The organism is Edwardsiella sp. EA181011 (assembly GCF_000800725.1).
Taxonomy (GTDB): domain Bacteria; phylum Pseudomonadota; class Gammaproteobacteria; order Enterobacterales; family Enterobacteriaceae; genus Edwardsiella; species Edwardsiella anguillarum.
Window position 1 is genome coordinate 3,363,513 of sequence record NZ_CP011364.1, and the last position, 17,965, is coordinate 3,381,477.

The 17,965-nt window shown below is 58.8% G+C and carries 15 protein-coding genes and 1 riboswitch; of the genes, 6 read left to right on the forward strand and 9 right to left on the reverse strand.

The genetic code is table 11. The features are described from left to right. Nucleotides 1-89 precede the first annotated feature (89 nt). The 4 genes from baeS to yegQ all read left to right on the forward strand — a co-directional run bounded on the left by baeS (nucleotide 90) and on the right by yegQ (nucleotide 4,386). A complete protein-coding gene (gene baeS / locus QY76_RS14890; RefSeq protein ID WP_034163588.1) occupies nucleotides 90-1,463 on the forward strand; it encodes a two-component system sensor histidine kinase BaeS in 1,374 nt (457 codons plus the stop codon). A gap of 106 nt (nucleotides 1,464-1,569) precedes the next feature. After that, the gene (gene baeR, locus QY76_RS14895) at nucleotides 1,570-2,301 is read left to right on the forward strand and encodes a two-component system response regulator BaeR (RefSeq protein WP_045424715.1); all 732 of its coding nucleotides are present in this window, start codon (nucleotides 1,570-1,572) and stop codon (nucleotides 2,299-2,301) included. A gap of 157 nt (nucleotides 2,302-2,458) precedes the next feature. Further along, complete coding sequence (locus tag QY76_RS14900) at nucleotides 2,459-2,800, forward strand: YegP family protein (RefSeq protein WP_034163590.1); 342 nt, start codon at nucleotides 2,459-2,461, stop codon at nucleotides 2,798-2,800. Between the two features lie 224 nt (nucleotides 2,801-3,024). Beyond that, the gene (yegQ, locus tag QY76_RS14905) at nucleotides 3,025-4,386 is read left to right on the forward strand and encodes a tRNA 5-hydroxyuridine modification protein YegQ (RefSeq protein ID WP_045424712.1); all 1,362 of its coding nucleotides are present in this window, start codon (nucleotides 3,025-3,027) and stop codon (nucleotides 4,384-4,386) included. Nucleotides 4,387-4,853: 467 nt separating this feature from the next. Here yegQ and QY76_RS14910 read toward each other — a convergent pair whose 3' ends face one another. From QY76_RS14910 to QY76_RS14920, 3 genes are all read right to left on the reverse strand, one after another. Beyond that, on the reverse strand, nucleotides 4,854-5,798 hold the full coding sequence (locus tag QY76_RS14910) for a LysR substrate-binding domain-containing protein (protein ID WP_034163594.1): 945 nt from the start codon (nucleotides 5,796-5,798) through the stop codon (nucleotides 4,854-4,856). A gap of 911 nt (nucleotides 5,799-6,709) precedes the next feature. Further along, a complete protein-coding gene (locus tag QY76_RS14915) occupies nucleotides 6,710-7,348 on the reverse strand; it encodes a DsbA family protein (RefSeq protein WP_081854055.1) in 639 nt (212 codons plus the stop codon). A 124-nt stretch (nucleotides 7,349-7,472) separates the two neighbouring features. Then, complete coding sequence (locus tag QY76_RS14920; RefSeq protein ID WP_045424709.1) at nucleotides 7,473-7,928, reverse strand: inhibitor of vertebrate lysozyme family protein; 456 nt, start codon at nucleotides 7,926-7,928, stop codon at nucleotides 7,473-7,475. Between the two features lie 197 nt (nucleotides 7,929-8,125). Between QY76_RS14920 and QY76_RS14925 the strand changes: the two genes are divergently transcribed. Next, complete coding sequence (locus QY76_RS14925) at nucleotides 8,126-8,992, forward strand: hypothetical protein (protein ID WP_034163596.1); 867 nt, start codon at nucleotides 8,126-8,128, stop codon at nucleotides 8,990-8,992. A 6-nt stretch (nucleotides 8,993-8,998) separates the two neighbouring features. Here the strand turns inward: QY76_RS14925 and thiD are convergent, their stop codons facing one another. From thiD to QY76_RS14950, 5 genes are all read right to left on the reverse strand, one after another. Then, on the reverse strand, nucleotides 8,999-9,814 hold the full coding sequence (gene thiD, locus QY76_RS14930; RefSeq protein WP_034163597.1) for a bifunctional hydroxymethylpyrimidine kinase/phosphomethylpyrimidine kinase: 816 nt from the start codon (nucleotides 9,812-9,814) through the stop codon (nucleotides 8,999-9,001). Then, entirely contained in the window at nucleotides 9,811-10,614 is an 804-nt protein-coding gene (gene thiM / locus QY76_RS14935; protein WP_034163599.1) for a hydroxyethylthiazole kinase, read from the reverse strand. The genes thiD and thiM overlap by 4 nt, the downstream gene beginning before the upstream one ends. A gap of 35 nt (nucleotides 10,615-10,649) precedes the next feature. After that, a riboswitch (TPP riboswitch) is annotated at nucleotides 10,650-10,746 on the reverse strand. 98 nt (nucleotides 10,747-10,844) lie between these two features. Then, nucleotides 10,845-11,252: a hydroxyisourate hydrolase gene (uraH, locus tag QY76_RS14940; RefSeq protein ID WP_034163600.1), complete on the reverse strand. Its 408-nt coding sequence runs from the start codon at nucleotides 11,250-11,252 to the stop codon at nucleotides 10,845-10,847. A gap of 583 nt (nucleotides 11,253-11,835) precedes the next feature. Then, nucleotides 11,836-13,059, reverse strand: a complete 1,224-nt coding sequence (locus QY76_RS18870; RefSeq protein WP_144242827.1) for an enterotoxin (HBL) — start codon at nucleotides 13,057-13,059, stop codon at nucleotides 11,836-11,838. Between the two features lie 851 nt (nucleotides 13,060-13,910). Beyond that, on the reverse strand, nucleotides 13,911-15,566 hold the full coding sequence (locus QY76_RS14950; RefSeq protein ID WP_045424703.1) for an FAD-dependent oxidoreductase: 1,656 nt from the start codon (nucleotides 15,564-15,566) through the stop codon (nucleotides 13,911-13,913). 125 nt (nucleotides 15,567-15,691) lie between these two features. Between QY76_RS14950 and QY76_RS14955 the strand changes: the two genes are divergently transcribed. After that, on the forward strand, nucleotides 15,692-16,018 hold the full coding sequence (locus QY76_RS14955) for a helix-turn-helix transcriptional regulator (RefSeq protein WP_225865144.1): 327 nt from the start codon (nucleotides 15,692-15,694) through the stop codon (nucleotides 16,016-16,018). Between the two features lie 57 nt (nucleotides 16,019-16,075). Here the strand turns inward: QY76_RS14955 and dld are convergent, their stop codons facing one another. Beyond that, nucleotides 16,076-17,767 (reverse strand): D-lactate dehydrogenase, encoded by a 1,692-nt coding sequence (gene dld, locus QY76_RS14960; protein ID WP_371201649.1) that lies wholly within the window; start codon nucleotides 17,765-17,767, stop codon nucleotides 16,076-16,078. Nucleotides 17,768-17,965: the final 198 nt, after the last annotated feature.

A 17,965-nucleotide genomic window follows, 5' to 3' on the forward strand; every position in this document is an offset into this window, starting at 1 on the left:
ATCGCCTGGCCGACGCCGCTTTTGGCCCCGGCGGCAAACGGCCAGCGGCGCCGGCGCCAGCGTCACCGATGTCCCCCTGAGGAGAAATCATGAGACTGGGTATTTCCGCCAAACTCTTTCTGGCCATTCTGTCCACCTGTATTCTGGTGCTGATCATCATGCACTGGGGAGTGCGCGTCAGCTTTGAGCGCGGCTTTATCGACTATATCCGTCACGGCAATGAGCAGCGGGTGCAGCTGATGGCCAGCGAACTGGAAACCCTGTACGCCCGCGAAGGAAACTGGAACTTTCTGCGTCACAATGAGCGGATGATCTTTAGAATCATGCGCGATATCGAGCAGAGCAGCAATCTGCACGGCAGCCTGCCCCCCCACGGCTGGCGCACCCCGTTTTGGGTCATCGATGCCAAAGGACGGCGCCTGGTCGGCCCGCAGGGGAGCCTGCCGAGCGACGGTATCCGTAGCGCGATACGCTATCAGGGGCGCGACGTCGGCTGGGTGCTGACGACCCCGCCCGAGCGCCTGACACGCAACACCGATATTAACTTTGATCGCCAGCAGCGCCGCACCAGCTGGTTTATCGTCGCCCTGGCGACCCTGCTGGCGGCGGCGGTGACCCTGCTGCTATCGCGCGGCATGCTGGCGCCGGTCAAACGGCTGATCGACGCCATGCACCAGCTGGCCGCCGGTAATTTTGCCACCCGCGTCGACGTCAGCAGCCGCGACGAACTGGGGCGGCTGGCGCAGGACTTCAATCAGCTGGCCATCACGCTGGAGCGCAACGAACAGATCCGCCGGGCGCTGATGGCCGACGTCTCCCACGAGCTGCGCACGCCGCTGGCGGTGCTGCGCGGAGAGCTGGAGGCGCTGCAGGATGGGGTACGACGCCTCACTCCCGACTCGCTGACCTCGCTGCAGGCGGAGGTCAGCATCCTGACCAAGCTGGTCAACGATCTGCACCAGCTGTCGCTCTCCGACGCCGGCGCCCTGGCCTACCGTAAAAGCCCCATCGAGGCGAGCGCCCTAGTGCAGGCCGCCGCCGGCGCGTTTCGCGATCGGCTGGCCGCCAAAGGGATCCGTCTGACCCTGCGGCTGCCGGACGCGGCCCGAGTGTTCGGCGATCCCGACCGTCTGCTGCAGCTGTTTAACAACCTGCTGGAAAATAGCCTACGCTACACCGATAGCGGCGGCGAGCTGCAGATCGTGGGCCAAAAGAGTAGCGATACGCTGACGCTGTGCTGGCAGGACAGCGCGCCGGGCGTCAGCGCGGAGCAACTGCAGCATATCTTTGAGCGCTTTTACCGCGCGGAGGGCTCGCGTAGCCGCGCCAGCGGGGGCTCGGGGCTCGGGCTGTCCATCTGTCAGAATATTGTCGCCGCCCACGGCGGCAGCCTGAGCGCCAGCCATTCGCCGCTGGGCGGCGTCGCGATGACCGTAACCCTGCCGCTGGAGCCGCAGACCTGAACCACCGTAAAAGCCATACGGCCACCGGCGGCGGCGCGATGCCCCTGGCCGGTGCACCGGCGCCGTTCGAGCCTTAACCTGATGATGCCTAACCGGGAGTAGACCGATGAATATGCTTGCCACCACCCCGCTGATGCCCGAGCCGCAGGGGGCGCGCGTCCTGATCGTTGAAGATGAGCCCAAGCTGGGTCAGTTGCTGATCGACTATCTGATCGCCGCCGGCTATCGCCCTCACTGGCTGAGCCAGGGCGATGAGGTGCTGCCCTACCTGCAGGAGCATCTCTGCGATTTGATTTTGCTGGATCTGATGCTGCCGGGCGTCGACGGCCTGACGCTGTGCCGCGAGATCCGCCGCACCTCAGAGGTACCGATCGTGATGGTCACCGCCAAGATCGAGGAGATAGATCGTCTGCTGGGGCTGGAGATCGGCGCTGATGACTATATTTGCAAGCCCTATAGCCCGCGCGAGGTGGTCGCCCGGGTGAAGACGATCCTGCGCCGCTGCGGGCTGCAGGATACCCTGTCCGAGCCGGCGCCGCTGCTCATCGATGAAAGCCGTTTTCAGGCCAGCTATCGCCAGCAGCCGCTGGATCTGACCCAGGCGGAGTTCCGTCTGCTGAAGACCCTGGCGACCCAGCCGGGCAGCGTCCTCTCCCGCGAACAGCTGCTCAATCACCTGTATGACGACTACCGGGTGGTCACCGACCGCACCGTCGACAGCCACATCAAAAATCTGCGACGCAAGCTTGAACCTGTCGAGGGCGACGAGCCGCTCATCCGCTCGGTGTATGGCGTCGGCTACCGCTGGGAAGGGGCCCCCTGCCGCGTCATCGCCTGAGGCCTCCCCCGCCGCGGCGATACATGCGGTTTCGGCACCTGCGCCGCCGGCCGTGCTGATGAACGCTATACTACTATGGACAGTATCCCGCCATAATCCGCCATTCGCCACGCGGCGATGGCGGATTCGTTATCGTAACACAGGCAAGGAGATACCCATGACAATGGGCTATTACGAGATCAAACGCACCCTTAATGGGCGGTTTCATTTCAACCTCAAGGCCGGTAACGGCGAGGTGATCCTCAGCAGTGAAATGTACGCCTCCCACGCCTCGGTCGAAAACGGCATTCTCTCCGTGCAGGCCAACGCCGCCGAGGAGGCGCAGTATGAGCTGTGCTGTGAAGGGGAGCAACCCTACTTTTTACTCAAGGCCAAGAACCATCAGGTGATCGGCCACAGCGAGCACTACAGCTCTGAAAGCGCCGCCCGTAAAGGGATCCAGTCCGTTAAAAAGAATGCCCAGACCCGCGACATCCGCGATCTGAGCCGCGGGCAGTGACGGGAGACCACTCCGGCCCTTTTCTGCCGGGCGCTGCACCGACAAGGCTCCGGGCACGGCGGGGCCTTGATTGTACTGCCCGCGCCAACTCTCTATAATGCCCGCCTTTACTGCAAGCCTCTGGGGCAGCTCTCCGCTCCGCGCGCGGCGTCAGCGCGCACGGATGACGATGAGGCACGCCCTACGCTGCAGCCTGACCTGTGATCAGAACAAGAGAGTCATCTATGTTTACTCCGGAATTACTGTCCCCGGCCGGTTCGCTGAAAAACATGCGTTACGCCTTTGCCTATGGCGCCGACGCGGTTTACGCGGGCCAGCCGCGCTATAGCCTGCGCGTGCGCAACAACGAGTTCAACCATGAAAACCTGGCGCTGGGTATTCAGGAAGCCCATACGCTGGGCAAGAAGTTCTACGTGGTGGTCAATATTGCGCCGCACAACGCGAAGCTGAAAACCTTTCTGCGCGATCTTAGGCCGGTCATCGATATGGGGCCGGATGCCCTGATCATGTCCGATCCTGGCCTGATCTCGATGGTGCGCGACGCGTTTCCGTCGATGGCGATTCATCTATCGGTACAGGCTAACGCGGTCAACTGGGCAACGGTAAAATTCTGGCAGCAGATGGGGCTGACTCGCGTGATCCTGTCGCGAGAGCTGTCGCTGGAGGAGATCGCCGAAATCCGCGCACAGGTACCGCAGATGGAGCTGGAGGTGTTCGTCCACGGCGCGCTGTGCATGGCCTATTCCGGACGCTGCCTGCTATCAGGCTATATCAATAAGCGCGATCCCAACCAGGGCACCTGCACCAACGCCTGCCGCTGGGAATACAAGGTGCAGGAAGGCAAAGAGGACGAGGTCGGCAACATTGTGCATCAGCACCAGCCGATCCCGGTGCAGCAGGTCGAACCCACCCTGGGCATCGGTGCGCCGACCAACCGGGTCTTCATGCTGGAAGAGAGCATGCGCCCGGGTGAGTATATGAGCGCCTTTGAAGACGAGCACGGCACCTATATTATGAATTCAAAGGATCTGCGCGCCATTCAGCACGTGGGACGTCTGACGGAGATGGGGGTGCACTCGCTGAAAATTGAGGGGCGCACCAAGTCGTTTTACTACTGCGCCCGCACGGCGCAGGTTTACCGCAAAGCGATCGATGATGCGGTGGCCGGCAAGCCTTTCGATCCCAGCCTGCTGACCACCCTGGAGTCGCTGGCGCACCGCGGCTATACCGAAGGTTTCCTGCGTCGCCACGTACACGAAGATCAGCAGAACTATGACTACGGCTACTCCGTCTCCGATCGCCAGCAGTTCGTCGGCGAGCTCAGCGGTGAGCGCCGCGATGGCTATGCCGAAGTGCTGGTGAAAAACAAGTTTTCCCGCGGCGACAGCCTGGAGCTGATGACGCCGCAGGGCAATATTCAGTTCACCCTGGACGATCTGCGCGACAGGCAGGGCCAGCCGACCGACGTCGCGCCGGGCAACGGGCATACAGTCTATATTCCGCTACCGGCGGAGATCGATCTGGCCTATGCCCTGCTCATGCGTAACCTACAGGGCACTAGTACCCGTAACCCTCACGCCCAATAATGTTCAGCCCCAGCCGGAATCACTCCGGCTTTTTTTATTTTTTTGATAATACCCGATGACGATCACACTAAAGTAACCTCGTCATGGTTATTATTGCCACACAAAAAGCAATAACGAAATAGCAATACTAGGAACCACCTCCTTGCCGGCCCAATCTCCCTTGGGCTGGTTTTCTTTTTTTCAAAGAATAATCCCATTCGGGCAAAATAATTTCAACCACATGATTTTTAATGAAAAAAATCATGTGGCCGCGCCGACGTGATGAATCATCTATTCTCTTTAGCCTACAACGAAATATATTCATCGATATTTCGTATCTAACCAATTAAAAAAACAATCGCTACTGATTACTTATTTATCACGCCATGTAGAAATAATCAGGAATAACTGAATCCGTTCAGCTAAAAATAGGCCTGCGGGGTGGGTCCTTATCACGGGCTGGCGCGGCGCTAGACGAGCGTATCGGCTCACGCCGTCAGAGGCACCATGCTCCCCAGGGAGACGGTGTCCGTCAGCACGTCAAGCAGGTTACGGAACTCGGGGTTGCGTAGGGAAAGCTTGTTATAGGTGAGATAGAGCGGGATCGGCGGGATCGCAAATGCCGTCTCCACCACCCGCAGATTAAAGGACGCACCGTAGCGCAGCGCGACCTCCCGCGGTAAAACCGTCAGCAAATCGCTATGGCTGACCACCCCCAGTATCGAGATAAAGGAGTCCGAGCGCAGAACTACCCGGCCGCCGTGTAGAAATGCAAAGCGATCCCCGTCGCTATGGGCGCGCTGCAGGATCACAAACCGCTCCCCGCTCAGCTGAACCTCGCTGCACGTCTCCCCGAGGCGCGGATGTCCATCGCGGCATACCAACGCCAGCGGTTCGTTTGTAAACGGCAGGCAGTGCACCGCATGCGTCGTCACCGGCGTCGTACTGAACACCACGTCGGCCTTGCGAAAATTCAGCAGCTGCTCAGCAATGGTATGCGGATGATAATCCGCATACTCGCTGTAGTGCAGCAGCTCATACCCGACGCCAAGACGCTCAAGGGCGCTCACAGCGGCGGGCAGCACCTGCAGCGCCACGCAGCAGGGGGCGAAAACGACAAACTTGCGGCGCTGCTTGGCGGAAAGCGTCGCGTTGAGGGTATTTTCAATCAGCGACAGCCCCTGGGCGATCTGATCATGCAGGCAAACGCCCAACGCCGTTGGCGAAATCCCCTTGCCTGCGCGGATAAATAGCGGATCGTCAAAGTGCTGACGCAGCTTTTGCAGCGACTGACTCACCGCCGAGGGGGTGGTGCCCATCGCCGCCGCCGCACGGCTGACGCTGCTGTGTAAAAACACCATCTCAAATACGGTCAGCAGATTGAGATCGAAGCCCTTTAAATGCAATAAATTACTGTGATTAGAACGCTCCATACAAATACACTATCCTTATGTTTTAAATGGCATTCTTTATATCGACCATTTCAGGACAGCTTATACATTCACACTGATAACTCAATAGACTCAGTCATAACAGCGAGATAAATCGTATTCTTCTGATAAAACACCGGCGCTAAGCATATATATCAAGTATTTGTCACCTATATTTATTTAATAAATGTATACTATGGTGCATAACCGCGCACGATGCACAATAGCGCGTACGGGCGTCAGGGGGCCGTCACATTAAGGCGAGCGATTAAGATATAACGCCGGCGATTGGCAATGAGTGCCGCAGGGGAATCCTCCTCTCAGCGTAAGGGCGCCTAGGCTGAGATAGACAGCGCCCCGCGGGTGCGTTGATGTCCGCCCCCGTCGGTTAACCGGCTTATCGCGTTGTCGATACGGATATATCCTATGATAATAAGCGATAGGGTTAAAATGCAGCGCAGCAGCGCCAACCTGAAGGCCGGCGACATTGATAAAAAACAATGCGACGGCGTCCGATTAATCCATTAAGACGCCCGTCCCCGCTTTGCCCGCGCGGGAAAAAGGCATCCCCGAATCATCCCATCCCGTGCACGTCATATCCCTGGACTTAGGGTATTATCCCGATGCGGGGCGAAATAGCCCCCATGCGAATGGCATCCGCGCGGGAATATGGCCAGATTGGCACCTTCCCCGGCTTGTCCTGAGGCGCTCCGCCGCCACCGCCGCGATGCCGCCCGCTCATGTCGCCAGCGGCGGCTCGCGGAGGCGCTGAGCTGAAAGAGAAGGGGACGCGGCGGTATGGGGCATGGGTCTTTAGGGTCTTACCCCGCACCCCTGCGCCATTGGCGCGCTGCAAACGCCCCAAAAAAAACGCCCGGGCTCCTGGCCCAGGCGTTTATCGGCAGAGGGGAGCGTTATTTACCCTGAGCCAGCAGGAACTTCACCACGTCCGCATATTCGCTGCGATAGCCATCAATACTGGTCGCCTGCATTCCATCATTTTTAATCTGGTACTTACCCGCGACATAGAACGACGGGGTGCCGCGCACGCCAAAGGCCTGCACCGCATTCTCCTGCCGCGCGGTCAGCGATTTCACGACAAAACTGTTCAGCGCCGCGTCGTACTCCGCCGCCGCAACGCCGGAGTCGACAAATACCTGACGGATATCCGCCGGAGAGTTAATGCTGCGCTTCACCTGCACCGCATCAAACAGCGGCTTCTCCACCTTATCCGATACGCCGAGGGCCTGCGCGACGGACCACGCCTCCGTCAACGCCGCTCCCTGCGGCCCCAGGAAGCTCACGTGGTATTTCACCACCTTCTCCCCCGGCGGCAGGATCCCGTTTACTGCCTCACCGATGCGGTAAACGTTGGCAAACTGGTTACAGGGCGGGCAATAGAAAGAGAAAAATTCGACGACCGCCGGTGCGCCGGGCACGGCTTTCGGCATGTCGGTATACTGTTTTCCTTCCTGATACCCAGCAGCCTGAGCGGCAACAGAGCACAGTACCAGCAGGCCGGCGGCGGCCTGGAAGAGTCTCGTTTTCATCATCACTTTACCGTATCAAGTCAACTTGTGCGCAGAGTAGCATTCCACACGGCGAACGCCGTACGGATTTACGATTAATTACACCGGATTACACGCTGATACAGCGGCAGCGCACGCGTGACGCGCGCTATTTCCAATCCGGCTGCGACGTTACCTGCTGCATCAGCAGCACCTTCAGGGAGGCGTCCGGATTGCCCAGCCACTGAAAGCGGGCATACTTGGCGGGCTGCAGCATCGCAGCATCGCTGTCCGGCAGCGTTACACGCAGCGCCCAGGCCTGGCGTCGATCAGCGCTGAAGGCGATAAACAGCTGCCGGTTGCCGCAGTTGTGCGGCTGACAGACCATGCCGACCTGATACGCCTTACCCTGCCAGGTCAGCGTCTGCGGCGGCGCAGAGGTTCCCTGTCCGCTGCGCACCCACGACGGCAGATCCTTCTCGCCCTGCAGCGCCTGCTTCCAGCTCTGCTGATACGACGGCTGGGCCATCAGCTCAGATAACGAGGGCGGAATAGCCTCATCGGCCATTACCGGCGCTCCGTAGGCCAACAGAAGGGCGGCCAGCGCCCCGGCGATCGTTTTCATGGTAACTCCTTCAGTTAGGTCGCGGCACCGTCATTTATTTACGCCGCAGCTGTTTCATAAATAAAATATTTACTATTTTTATCAGTCATTCTCAATCTGAAAAAGTTGATCTATAGCAGAAAAGTACCTTGGCATCGGCCCCGCCGCCGGGCTTTAGGGTAAGCTTGGCCCGCCCACGTTTTTCTGGATACCACACTATGAGCGATATGATTACCCTTCCCCCGCTGCCCGCCCTCGCACGCGAGCGCTACGATGCCGCCAGCGCCGGCGCGCTTGATGCGCTGGACTGCTCCGCCATCCGCCAGCGGGTCGACGCATTTGGCCACGCCGATCGCCCGCAGGAGAGCTACCTGACCGGCTGGATGGCGTTCAATCCGCTGGTCATCATCCGTAACTATCAGGACAAACGCGGCACCTCCAGCGGCGTTGTCCTCTCCGTCGGCGACGCGTATCGCTTCAGCGTGCAGACCATTACGCCGCGCATTCCTAAGCTGCTGCTGTGGGCCACCCTGCGCAGTAAACCGAAAACCCTGCCGCTGGTTGCCCTGCAGGATCTGGCCGCCGGCGATCGGCGACTGGTCCCCTACCGCGCCGTGCGCGATGCCACGCTACGCGAGCAGATGACGGGCTGGTGGGCGGAGATCAATGACTATCTGGGCATCGCCTGCTGGCAGCATAGCCATGGCTATCCGCAGTGGCAGGCGCTGGAGCGCAGCCTGAGCTGCGACGGGATCCACAGCCTGCACCAGTGGCTCCAGCGCGATCCGCACACCTTGGAGCACGACGGTGACTACGCCGGGCGCTGGTACGATGGCCTGTTCATCGCCACGCGGGCCGCCAGCGAATCCAACCCGTGGCCCTCGCTGCTGCTGAGCTGGAAAAGCCCGCAGCGTCAGGCCAGCTATCTGATCGGCTGGCTGGCCGGCGCGGAGGATAAACCGGCGCTGGCGCTGGCGCTGCGCCCGGACGCGGAGATGCCGTTTTTCACCCTCAACCGTTTCGACGCCGAGCACCTGCAGCGGCTCGCCGTGCTGAATGCGCTGGCGGCGCAGCACGCCGCCTAGCCCCGCTTACCACCAGCGGTAAAAGTGGTGCACCGGGCCAATGCCCTGTCCCACCTGCAGGGAGTCCGCGGCCATCAACGCCCCCTGCAGATACGCCTTCGCGGCGGCAACGGTAGCGCGCCAGTCCTCATGACGCGGGCGCAGCGCCGCCAGCGCCGCGGACAGGGTGCAGCCCGTCCCGTGAGTATGGCGCGTCGCCACGCGCGCCGCGCTAAAGCGCTCGGCGGCGCCGTCGCGGGTCAGCAGCCAGTCGGGGCTCTCCCCGCCCCGTAGGTGCCCCCCCTTCATCAGCACCGCCTGACACCCCAGCGCCAACAGCGCTTCGCCCTGGGCAACCATCGCCGCCTCATCCTCCGCCACCGAGCCCCCCAGCAGCGCGGCGGCCTCCGGCAGGTTGGGGGTGATCAGCGAGACCTGCGGCAACAGCTGCTCGCGAATCGCGCTGACGGCCTGCGGCGCCAGCAGCGCATCGCCGCTTTTGGCCACCATGACCGTATCCAGAACGACGTACGGCAGCGGGTAGCGCGTCAGCGTCTGGGCGACGCAGGCGACGATATCGGCGCTCGCCAGCATGCCAATTTTCGCGCTGTCGATGCGCACATCGCTCAGCACGGAGTCCAGCTGCTCCCGGACAAACCCGGCGTCGATAGGGTAAACCGACTGTACGCCGCGGGTATTCTGGGCTACCAGCGCGGTGATGACGCTGGTGCCATAGGCGCCCAGCGCGGAAAAGGCTTTGAGATCGGCCTGGATCCCGGCGCCGCCGCTGGGATCGGTGCCGGCGATGGTCAGGGCATTAATCCGTTCTGCGCTCATGCTCATGCCGCCTCCCCCGCGATGACGGCGGGCTGGAGGCTATACAGGGCGTCCAGGAAATGGGGCGTGAAGCTGCCGGGACCGCTGGCCTGCGCCGCCGCCCGCTCACCCGCCAGCGCCATCACCCGGCAGGCGCTAGCCACCGCCGTCAGGCGATCGTCCAATACGCTGAAGGCCGCCACCACCGCCGACAGTGCGCAGCCGGTACCGACGACCCGGGTCATCAGCGGATCGCCGCCGTCGATCCGGTAGCTGTTTTGTCCATCGGTCACGTAATCGCTGGCACCGGTAATCGCCACCACCGCACCGCTATCGCGCGCCAGCGCAGCCGCCGCCGGCAGCGCCGCCAGCGCATCATCCTGACTATCGACGCCGCGCCCGCGCGAAGGGGCGCCGGCCAGCGCCAGGATTTCAGAGGCGTTGCCGCGAATCACCGCCGGGCGCAACCGCAGCAGACGATGGGCGAAATCGCTGCGATAGCACAGCGCACCGACGGCCACCGGATCCAGTACCCAGGGGGTTCCTGCCAGATTGGCCGCCTCAATCGCCGCCAGCATACTGTCGGCGCGCGCGTCATACAGCGTACCGATATTGATCAGCAGCGCATCGGCCAGCGCCGCAAACTGGCGGGCCTCCTCGGTCTGCACCACCATCGCCGGGGCGGCGCCCAGCGCCAGCAGCACGTTGGCTGTCAGGCTTTGCACCACTTCATTGGTCAGGCAGTGAACCAGCGGCGTACGCTGGCGTAAGGTCATCAGCGCCTGGGCGCACAGCGCATCAGGCAGGGGAGTGGGTTGCGTCAACATGGCGTCTCTCTCAACCGGCGTGAAGAAGGCGGCGCGGTCAGACACCGTGACTTCCCTACGCTGGCATTATCCAGATCAGGTAATACGGGTATTTCTCAGCCTTCACGTAGAAGGGCACCCCGAGTCATATACTCATCAAAATACTGTAATTAACCCATGGTTAATCCAGCGGCAGGATAATACTCACGCCGGAGATTGTAAATGCGCGGCGGAACGCCGCGCGGGCGACGCTAGCTGCCGCGGTACGTGGCGTAGCCATACTGGCTCAGCAGCAGCGGCACATGCAGCTTTTCATTCTGCTGCGTTACCCGGAATAAAACCGGCACCTCCGGGAAAAAGGTATCCTGGCCCCGCTCATGGAAATAGGCGCCCGTTTTAAAGGTCACCCGATAGACGCCAGGGTCCATATCGGCCGCCGCCGGGTACAGCGAGCGGACGCGACCATCGTCATCCGTCGCGGCGCGGGCGATCTCACGCCACGCGCTGCCATCCTGCCTCTCCAGCATCACCGCCACCCCGGGGGCCGGCTTTCCCGTCTGCTGATTCAGGATATGCACGCTCAGCGTGCCCACCGGGGCGGCCTGTGCCGCCGCGCCGATCGCAGATAACATCGCGGTAAGTAAAAGCATTTTTTTCATCACTGGGCTCCTATGTTATGTCGTCCCTCCGGCAGCCTAGCAAAATGCCTCCCCCCACATTATTAAACTTTCTGTTATCTTTTCGGCCTGCATTACAAGCAGAGGCCAAGGAGAGAGGAAATATGGGATAAACCCCCACAATGATAGGTGTTAAACGGCATTGATGCATACGAGATACTGTCTTGATGCAGGAATAAATTGGGGGGCATTAATATTCACAATATGCTACTCCAATCATATGGAACACCTGCGGCAGGATGATAGCATGCTATTTTAAACATAAAACTCATAGCGTTAAAATTACATCATTGAAATCAACAATTATAATAGAGATGAATATAAACTCATCCAGCGACACGCCACAGCATGGATATTAACAAATTGAAATGATTTTATAAATATAATGTCAAAATGATCAAATATCAATATTGTCAATTAATTAAGCCAACTAAATATAGCAGAAAACACTTATATAGAACTCGTCAGTCGGCCCACCTCTATATAAAAAAGGCGTACTCTGTTCCAGCACGCCTTTATAAGCCGTCTATCCTTCATAAAAAAACATCACAAATCAACCTCAACTTTATTTTTGTGAATACTTATTAAAATAAGTCACCATATCCACAACATTACTTGATTGGTATTCTTTTTTAATATCGTCCTGACTCATACCTATCTCAATTACAGCATCAGAATGGTTAAGTTTAATTGTCAGACTACCTGCATCTTTGTAAGCCTGTTGCCAACAGCTATTAGCCAGTGTTAGATCATTAATAATTTCATTATCGTTACAGTTTTTTGCATCTAAAGCCGCCTCTTGGACATTTTTTATTGATTCAGAAAAATCACCAGTTAGCTCACTCCAATTATCTAAAATCTGCTCTAGATTATCTTGAACAGATTCAGCTGATTTAGCTAACTCAGAATAATTCTGAGCCAATAAATGTAACGTTGATACATCTTGTGTTCGTTGATCCATCTCTCTTTGGCTAGCTTCAATCTTTGCTTTATCCTCTTTGATCTTTAAAGAGTCTAAAATAATAAAAGTTGTTGCAACAGCTATTGCTGGCGCACAAAAAAGCCATACTACAGAACCAATGGGGAATGCAACGATTGTAGCAAGAGTCCCTAGAGAAATTGCCGCAGCATCCGCAATTCCTAAGCCAACAATGCTGGCAGTTAGTCCACGAATGTCATTATTCAATTCATCAATTGCTTTTTTTAATTCTGCGATTTTTTGTTGATCAACCTTCTCCTCTTGACTCGCCAGATCAGCTAAGTTTTGTAACCGCTGAGCCATTTCAGGCAAAATATTTTTAAAGTTGACTAAAGCATCCACAGTTCCTTTAACAAAACCAAAGACCATATTTAATTTATTATCTATAATGGTTAAATCTTGGTTAAGCAGTGATACATATATAGAGCGGCGCTCTGGATTATTAACCATACATTTTACCATGCTAATAGCATCATCAAATAAATTGGTAATATCTTGATGATAACTTTGCACATCTTGAGGAACATTATCAAGTCGGGCTACAACTTGGTTCACCCAGACTAATGCATCTGACTGCGCCTCAATATAGGTTTTGCAAAACTCACTCCAATTATTAGGTGGCAATGTCAATGTCGGTAATTTACTATCTAAGACACTGCTAATCAAGCTATTAACCATTACAACATTTGACTTATATACATCAGGTAAAATCGCTTGCGCGAGAGAATCACCCGTTGAAGAAAAAGTCATATGATTACTTGTTTCATACATACATGACGCATGTTTTTGTAAAACCGAAGAAATACTCATCTCGATGACTCCTTTTATATAAGCTTAAGTATCACTATAGCCATCTACAGTGATAATAAAACTGTAGTAATCAAAAACCATACAATCAATACGGTTAAGATAAATATATTCACATTAGCCATTCTGCTAGAACGGATAGGTGAAATTGTCAGACATTCTCAATCGTCACCGGGAGTCTAGGGCGTGTCCCGTTACGGGCCGTGAGTGTCGCTGACGGTCATTTTAGCCCAGGGCAAGGCCCGAGCAGCGAGGTTTTAGACCAAAATGCACCGTGATGAGTAACGCCGTAATGGGGGAAATTGGCCCCAGCCCTATGAGACGCGTGCCAGGAGTGGATGCTTTGCATTGTCGGGCTTAAATATAGGCCAGCCTCCGCCTTGATTATGCGCTTTTGGCTCCGCGTTACCGTCGGGTACCCTTACGGGGCCCCCCTAGACACCTTAGAGCCGTTAATGGACTGCCCCCGCTAGACGCTCCTGTCCTATCGTTAGACTGACCACCGGCAGGGTACGACATACCGTCTCTGCCACCGCGACCTAGGTGCGTAATAAATCCAGATCCAGATTAATAATGGACTGTCTGCGTGTAGGCATGACTTATCTCGCTCCGGCGGCGCAAGGGGGATAACGCAGAATAATAAGTCATGAAGTTCAGCGTCAGCCTGAAAGGAAAGAACGGTGATTGCGTCTAGGCTAACGCCATGAATAGATCGATAAATAAAACTTAACCTGAACGCACAGGGGTTATTTTTGTGAGTAAATACACTCATTGAAAAAATACGCTTTTTGCTTCGCCCTGCGCCGATGCTAAGCCGGGATCGTCCGCCAGGCGGACAATCCCGATGCGCTGCGCTATGCCTGCGCCGCCAGCGTCCGTGCAAAGGTGATATAGCCCCCGCTCAGATTACGCGCGCGGAAGCCGTGCTGAACCAGCATACGGTAGGCCACGTGACCCCGCAGACCCGACTGGCAGCCGATCAGGATCTCCTTATCCCGCGGTAGATCATTCAGACGTTCGCGCAGCGCATCCAGCGGGATGTGCAGCGCCTGCGGATAGCTTCCATGCGCCTTCAGCTCCTGCGGCGTGCGGATGTCCAGCAAACACTGGTGCGCCGGATCGCGCTGCAGTACGTCGACGACATGGCAAATAGCGGTATCGCCGCAGCATACGTTGGCCGCCAGCATCCCCGCCTGATTGACCAGATCCCGGGCGCTGTTATAGGGCGGCGCATAGCACAGCTCCAGGTGCTCCAGATCCTCCACCTTCAGCCCGGCGCGCTGGGCAACAGAGATCACATCAATGCGCTTGTCGACCCCCTCCTGACCTATCGCCTGGGCGCCCAGAATGGCGCCATCGGTCGGATCGAAAAGCAGCTTCAGGCTGATGGGCGTCGCGTGGGGGTAGTAGCCGGCGTGGTTAGGCCCATGCACATACACCTTCTCATAGCCCCTCTGCTGGCGCTGCAGCAGCTTCTCACTCAGCCCCACGCTGGCGACGGTCATATCAAAGACCTTACACACCGCCGCCGCCTGGCTACCGCGGTAGCGGCTGTCACGCCCCAGCATGGTATCGGCCGCAATGCGCCCCTGGCGGTTGGCCGGCCCGGCCAGCGGAACCAGCGGCGGCATGGCGTCGTCAAAGGGCGGCGCCTCAACGGCGTCGCCTACCGCGTAGATATCCGCCGCGGAGGTGTGCATCGCGCTGTCCACCCGAATACCGCCGCTGGCGCCCAGTGCCAGGCCGGCGTCCTGCGCCAGGCGACTTTCCGGCCTCACCCCGATCGCCATGATCACCAGCCCGCTCTGCAGTACGCTGCCGTCGCTCAGGGTCAAGGCCATGCCCTCTCCGTCGGCGGCGATCGCCTGCAGCGCCGTCCGCAGGCGTAGATCCACCCCGTGGCGGCGCAGCGTCTGGTGCAGCGGCACCGCCATCTCGCCATCGACCGGCATCATCACCTGAGGCCCCATCTCCAACAGGGTGACCGCCAGTCCGCGCTGACGCAGCGCCTCGGCCACCTCCAGGCCAATGAAGCCCCCGCCGACCACGGTGGCATGCTGCGGCGCTCGCGCCGCAATATGCGCCAGAATGGCATCCATATCGTTAATGCTGCGCAGGGTAAATACCCCCGGGCTCGTCGCCCCCGGCAGCGGCGGCACCAGCGGTGCTGCGCCGCTGCTCAGCAGCAGGCGATCGTAGGATTCACGGTAGGTTTTCCCGCTGGCGCTATCGCGCACCTCCACGGTTTTTCCCTGGGGATCAATGGACAGTACCTCGTGACGCACCCGTACCTCAACGTTGAAACGTTGGCGAAAATCCTGCGGCGTCCTCAACAGCAGGCTATCGCGCTGCGGGATTTCACCGCCGATATGATAGGGCAGGCCACAGTTGGCGAACGATGCATACTCCCCGCGCTCCAGCACGATGATCTGCGCCGTCTCAGACAGCCTTCTGGCCCTGACCGCGGCGGATGCGCCACCGGCAACCCCGCCGACAATTACGATTTTCATCTGCTCACCTCATCGAATCCGATTATCAGACCGGCAGCGACCCGGCTCGGCGTTGCCAGCTTCCCCTCATCATTATACAATAATATATAATATTAAATAAGAAAGCGTTGGTGAGGAAGTGCACGATGGCGACATCTCAAATGCACCGGCAGATGCAGCGGGCGGCGGCAGACACATCGCGGATCCTGCGCGCGCTGGCCAATCCGGATCGCCTGCTGCTGCTGTGCCGCCTCAGTCAGGGCGAGGCGGCCGTCGGCGAGCTGGAGGCGGCGACGGGGATCCTACAGCCGACCCTCTCTCAGCAGCTTGGGGTGCTGCGCCGCCTGACGCTGGTCACCACTCGACGCGAAGGCAAACAGATCGTCTACCGCATTGACGATCCGCGCACGCTGACCCTGCTGGAAACCCTGCACCGCCTGTACTGCTCGCCGACGGATGAAAAGCCGGCCTAGGGCGTACCCCGTAACGGGCCCTGGGCGTCGCTGGCGCACACGGCCGCGAGGCGCATCCTAGTGGCCGCCGTCGCAGCCCCAGCCGCGGCACTTGCTGGTCTTGCCGATGCCGGGATTGAGAGTATTGGTGGGATCCTGATGGCGATAAAAGGCCTCCAGCTGCGGCTTAGCGCGGTAGAGATGGCCCACGTTGTGCTCCGCCGGATACTCCGCGCCGCGCGCATCCAGCAGCGCCAGCATCTTCGTCTTAATCGCTGCCGCATCGGCCCCCTTGCGCACGATATAGTCCTGATGGAATACGTGACACATAAAGTGACCATAGTACAGGCAGTGCGACAGATCCTGCGTCAGCTCCGGCGGCAGCTGTTCAAACCACTCCGCGTCGTTGCGCCGCAGGGCGATATCCAGCGCCAGAATGTCTTCGACCTGCTGATCATGCACCGCCTGATAGCGTATCGCCGCCCCGGCGGCGGCGAAGCGGTGTAAAAACGCCTTGCTCCCCTCCTCCGGCGTGCAGGTAAAAAAGTCGCCGTCGGCCTGGGAAAAATAGTCGCTCAGCCACCGCTGTGCCTCCTCGATCCCGTCACCGGCCATCTTCAGCAGCAGGTGGTGCGAGTAGCGATCGCGGTACTGCCTGATGCGCGGCGGCAGATGCCCCGGCCACAGACGACTCAGCGCCTGCATCGCGCGATCGACCGGGTGGGACGGCAGCAGTGGCACACGCTCCGCCCATGCGTCGATCCGCCCCTTCAGGTTGAAGAAGAACGGCATCCGATCCGTCCCCAGCTTTTCGATCATCAAAAAGGTATCTTTGCCATAGCGCTCGGCGATATCAAACGTATCGCGATGCATATACTCCGCGGCCACCGGCAGGTGGGTAAAGTGGCTCAGTATATGCCGCCGCAGCTCGGTCAACACCTGAGGTCGATCGGTGCCGATATAAAACACCTGCTGGTGCGGCTCGGCGGGAAACGTGTCCAGACGCACGGCGAACACCGCCAGCTTTCCGGCACAGCCGGAGGCCTCAAACAGGCGCCGCTCGTCGGCGTTAAAGCGGGCCGGCGTGGCAGCATCCACCGCCCTGACGCGCTGCGCATACTGGTGGTCGGAGGCCCGGCGCGCATCATGCTGGACATCCGCATCGCCGTAGCGTCGCTGGGCCAGATTCGTCAATATGGCCTCCGGCGTCTCGCCCAGCGCAATGCCCAGATGGTTGACCAGCTCCGCCTCTCCCTGTTCATTGACCCGTCCATACAGCGCCATTTCGGTATAGGCCGGACCACGCTGCACCAGTGCGCCGCCGGAGTTGTTACAGATGCCGCCGATCACCGAAGCGCCGATGCAGGAGGAGCCGATCACCGAGTGGGGCTCCCGCTCCAGCGGTTTCAGCAGCCGCTCAAGCTGCCACAGGGTGGTACCGGGCAGCGCCACCACCTGGCGCCCCTCGTCCAACAGCTGAGCGCCGCCCAGACGCAGGGTATTGATGATCACCAGCTCGCGATCGTAGTCGTCGCCGCTGGGGGTCGACCCTTCGGTCAGGCCGGTATTGGCCGCCTGCATCAGAATGATGCGATCGGCCTCGACGCAGGCCTTGAAGATCCGCCACATCGCCAGCAGCGTCTCGGGAAACACCACGGCCAGCGCGCTGCCCTGACCGGAGCGGAAGCCTTTACAGTAGCGCGCCATTTTGCGCGTATCGCTTAATACTCGAGCGGGGCCTGCGATGGCGCGCAGCTGGGACAGCAGCATCTCGGCCGGTGGGACGGGGCGGGAAAAGGGCATGGCATCACTCCTGTGACGGCGGAATAGGGTGCCGTCCAGCATAGTGTTGGTCGCCTCAATTTAACAAATAAAAAACACAACAATGCAGGCTAAATAACACAATCGGGGCCGATCTACGGCGCAAACTACCCCCCTGCGCCGCTTTGCGCTACCATGCGCTTCTTT

What these genes read in the sequence shown, in the direction of transcription:
- baeS (WP_034163588.1), top strand. Translation starts at nt 90, where the DNA reads ATGAGACTGGGTATTTCCGCCAAACTCTTTCTGGCCATTCTGTCCACC.
- baeR (WP_045424715.1), top strand. Translation starts at nt 1,570, where the DNA reads ATGAATATGCTTGCCACCACCCCGCTGATGCCCGAGCCGCAGGGGGCG.
- QY76_RS14900 (WP_034163590.1), top strand. Translation starts at nt 2,459, where the DNA reads ATGACAATGGGCTATTACGAGATCAAACGCACCCTTAATGGGCGGTTT.
- yegQ (WP_045424712.1), top strand. Translation starts at nt 3,025, where the DNA reads ATGTTTACTCCGGAATTACTGTCCCCGGCCGGTTCGCTGAAAAACATG.
- QY76_RS14910 (WP_034163594.1), bottom strand. Translation starts at nt 5,798, where the DNA reads ATGGAGCGTTCTAATCACAGTAATTTATTGCATTTAAAGGGCTTCGAT.
- QY76_RS14915 (WP_081854055.1), bottom strand. Translation starts at nt 7,348, where the DNA reads ATGATGAAAACGAGACTCTTCCAGGCCGCCGCCGGCCTGCTGGTACTG.
- QY76_RS14920 (WP_045424709.1), bottom strand. Translation starts at nt 7,928, where the DNA reads ATGAAAACGATCGCCGGGGCGCTGGCCGCCCTTCTGTTGGCCTACGGA.
- QY76_RS14925 (WP_034163596.1), top strand. Translation starts at nt 8,126, where the DNA reads ATGAGCGATATGATTACCCTTCCCCCGCTGCCCGCCCTCGCACGCGAG.
- thiD (WP_034163597.1), bottom strand. Translation starts at nt 9,814, where the DNA reads ATGAGCATGAGCGCAGAACGGATTAATGCCCTGACCATCGCCGGCACC.
- thiM (WP_034163599.1), bottom strand. Translation starts at nt 10,614, where the DNA reads ATGTTGACGCAACCCACTCCCCTGCCTGATGCGCTGTGCGCCCAGGCG.
- uraH (WP_034163600.1), bottom strand. Translation starts at nt 11,252, where the DNA reads ATGAAAAAAATGCTTTTACTTACCGCGATGTTATCTGCGATCGGCGCG.
- QY76_RS18870 (WP_144242827.1), bottom strand. Translation starts at nt 13,059, where the DNA reads ATGAGTATTTCTTCGGTTTTACAAAAACATGCGTCATGTATGTATGAA.
- QY76_RS14950 (WP_045424703.1), bottom strand. Translation starts at nt 15,566, where the DNA reads ATGAAAATCGTAATTGTCGGCGGGGTTGCCGGTGGCGCATCCGCCGCG.
- QY76_RS14955 (WP_225865144.1), top strand. Translation starts at nt 15,692, where the DNA reads ATGGCGACATCTCAAATGCACCGGCAGATGCAGCGGGCGGCGGCAGAC.
- dld (WP_371201649.1), bottom strand. Translation starts at nt 17,767, where the DNA reads ATGCTGCTGTCCCAGCTGCGCGCCATCGCAGGCCCCGCTCGAGTATTA.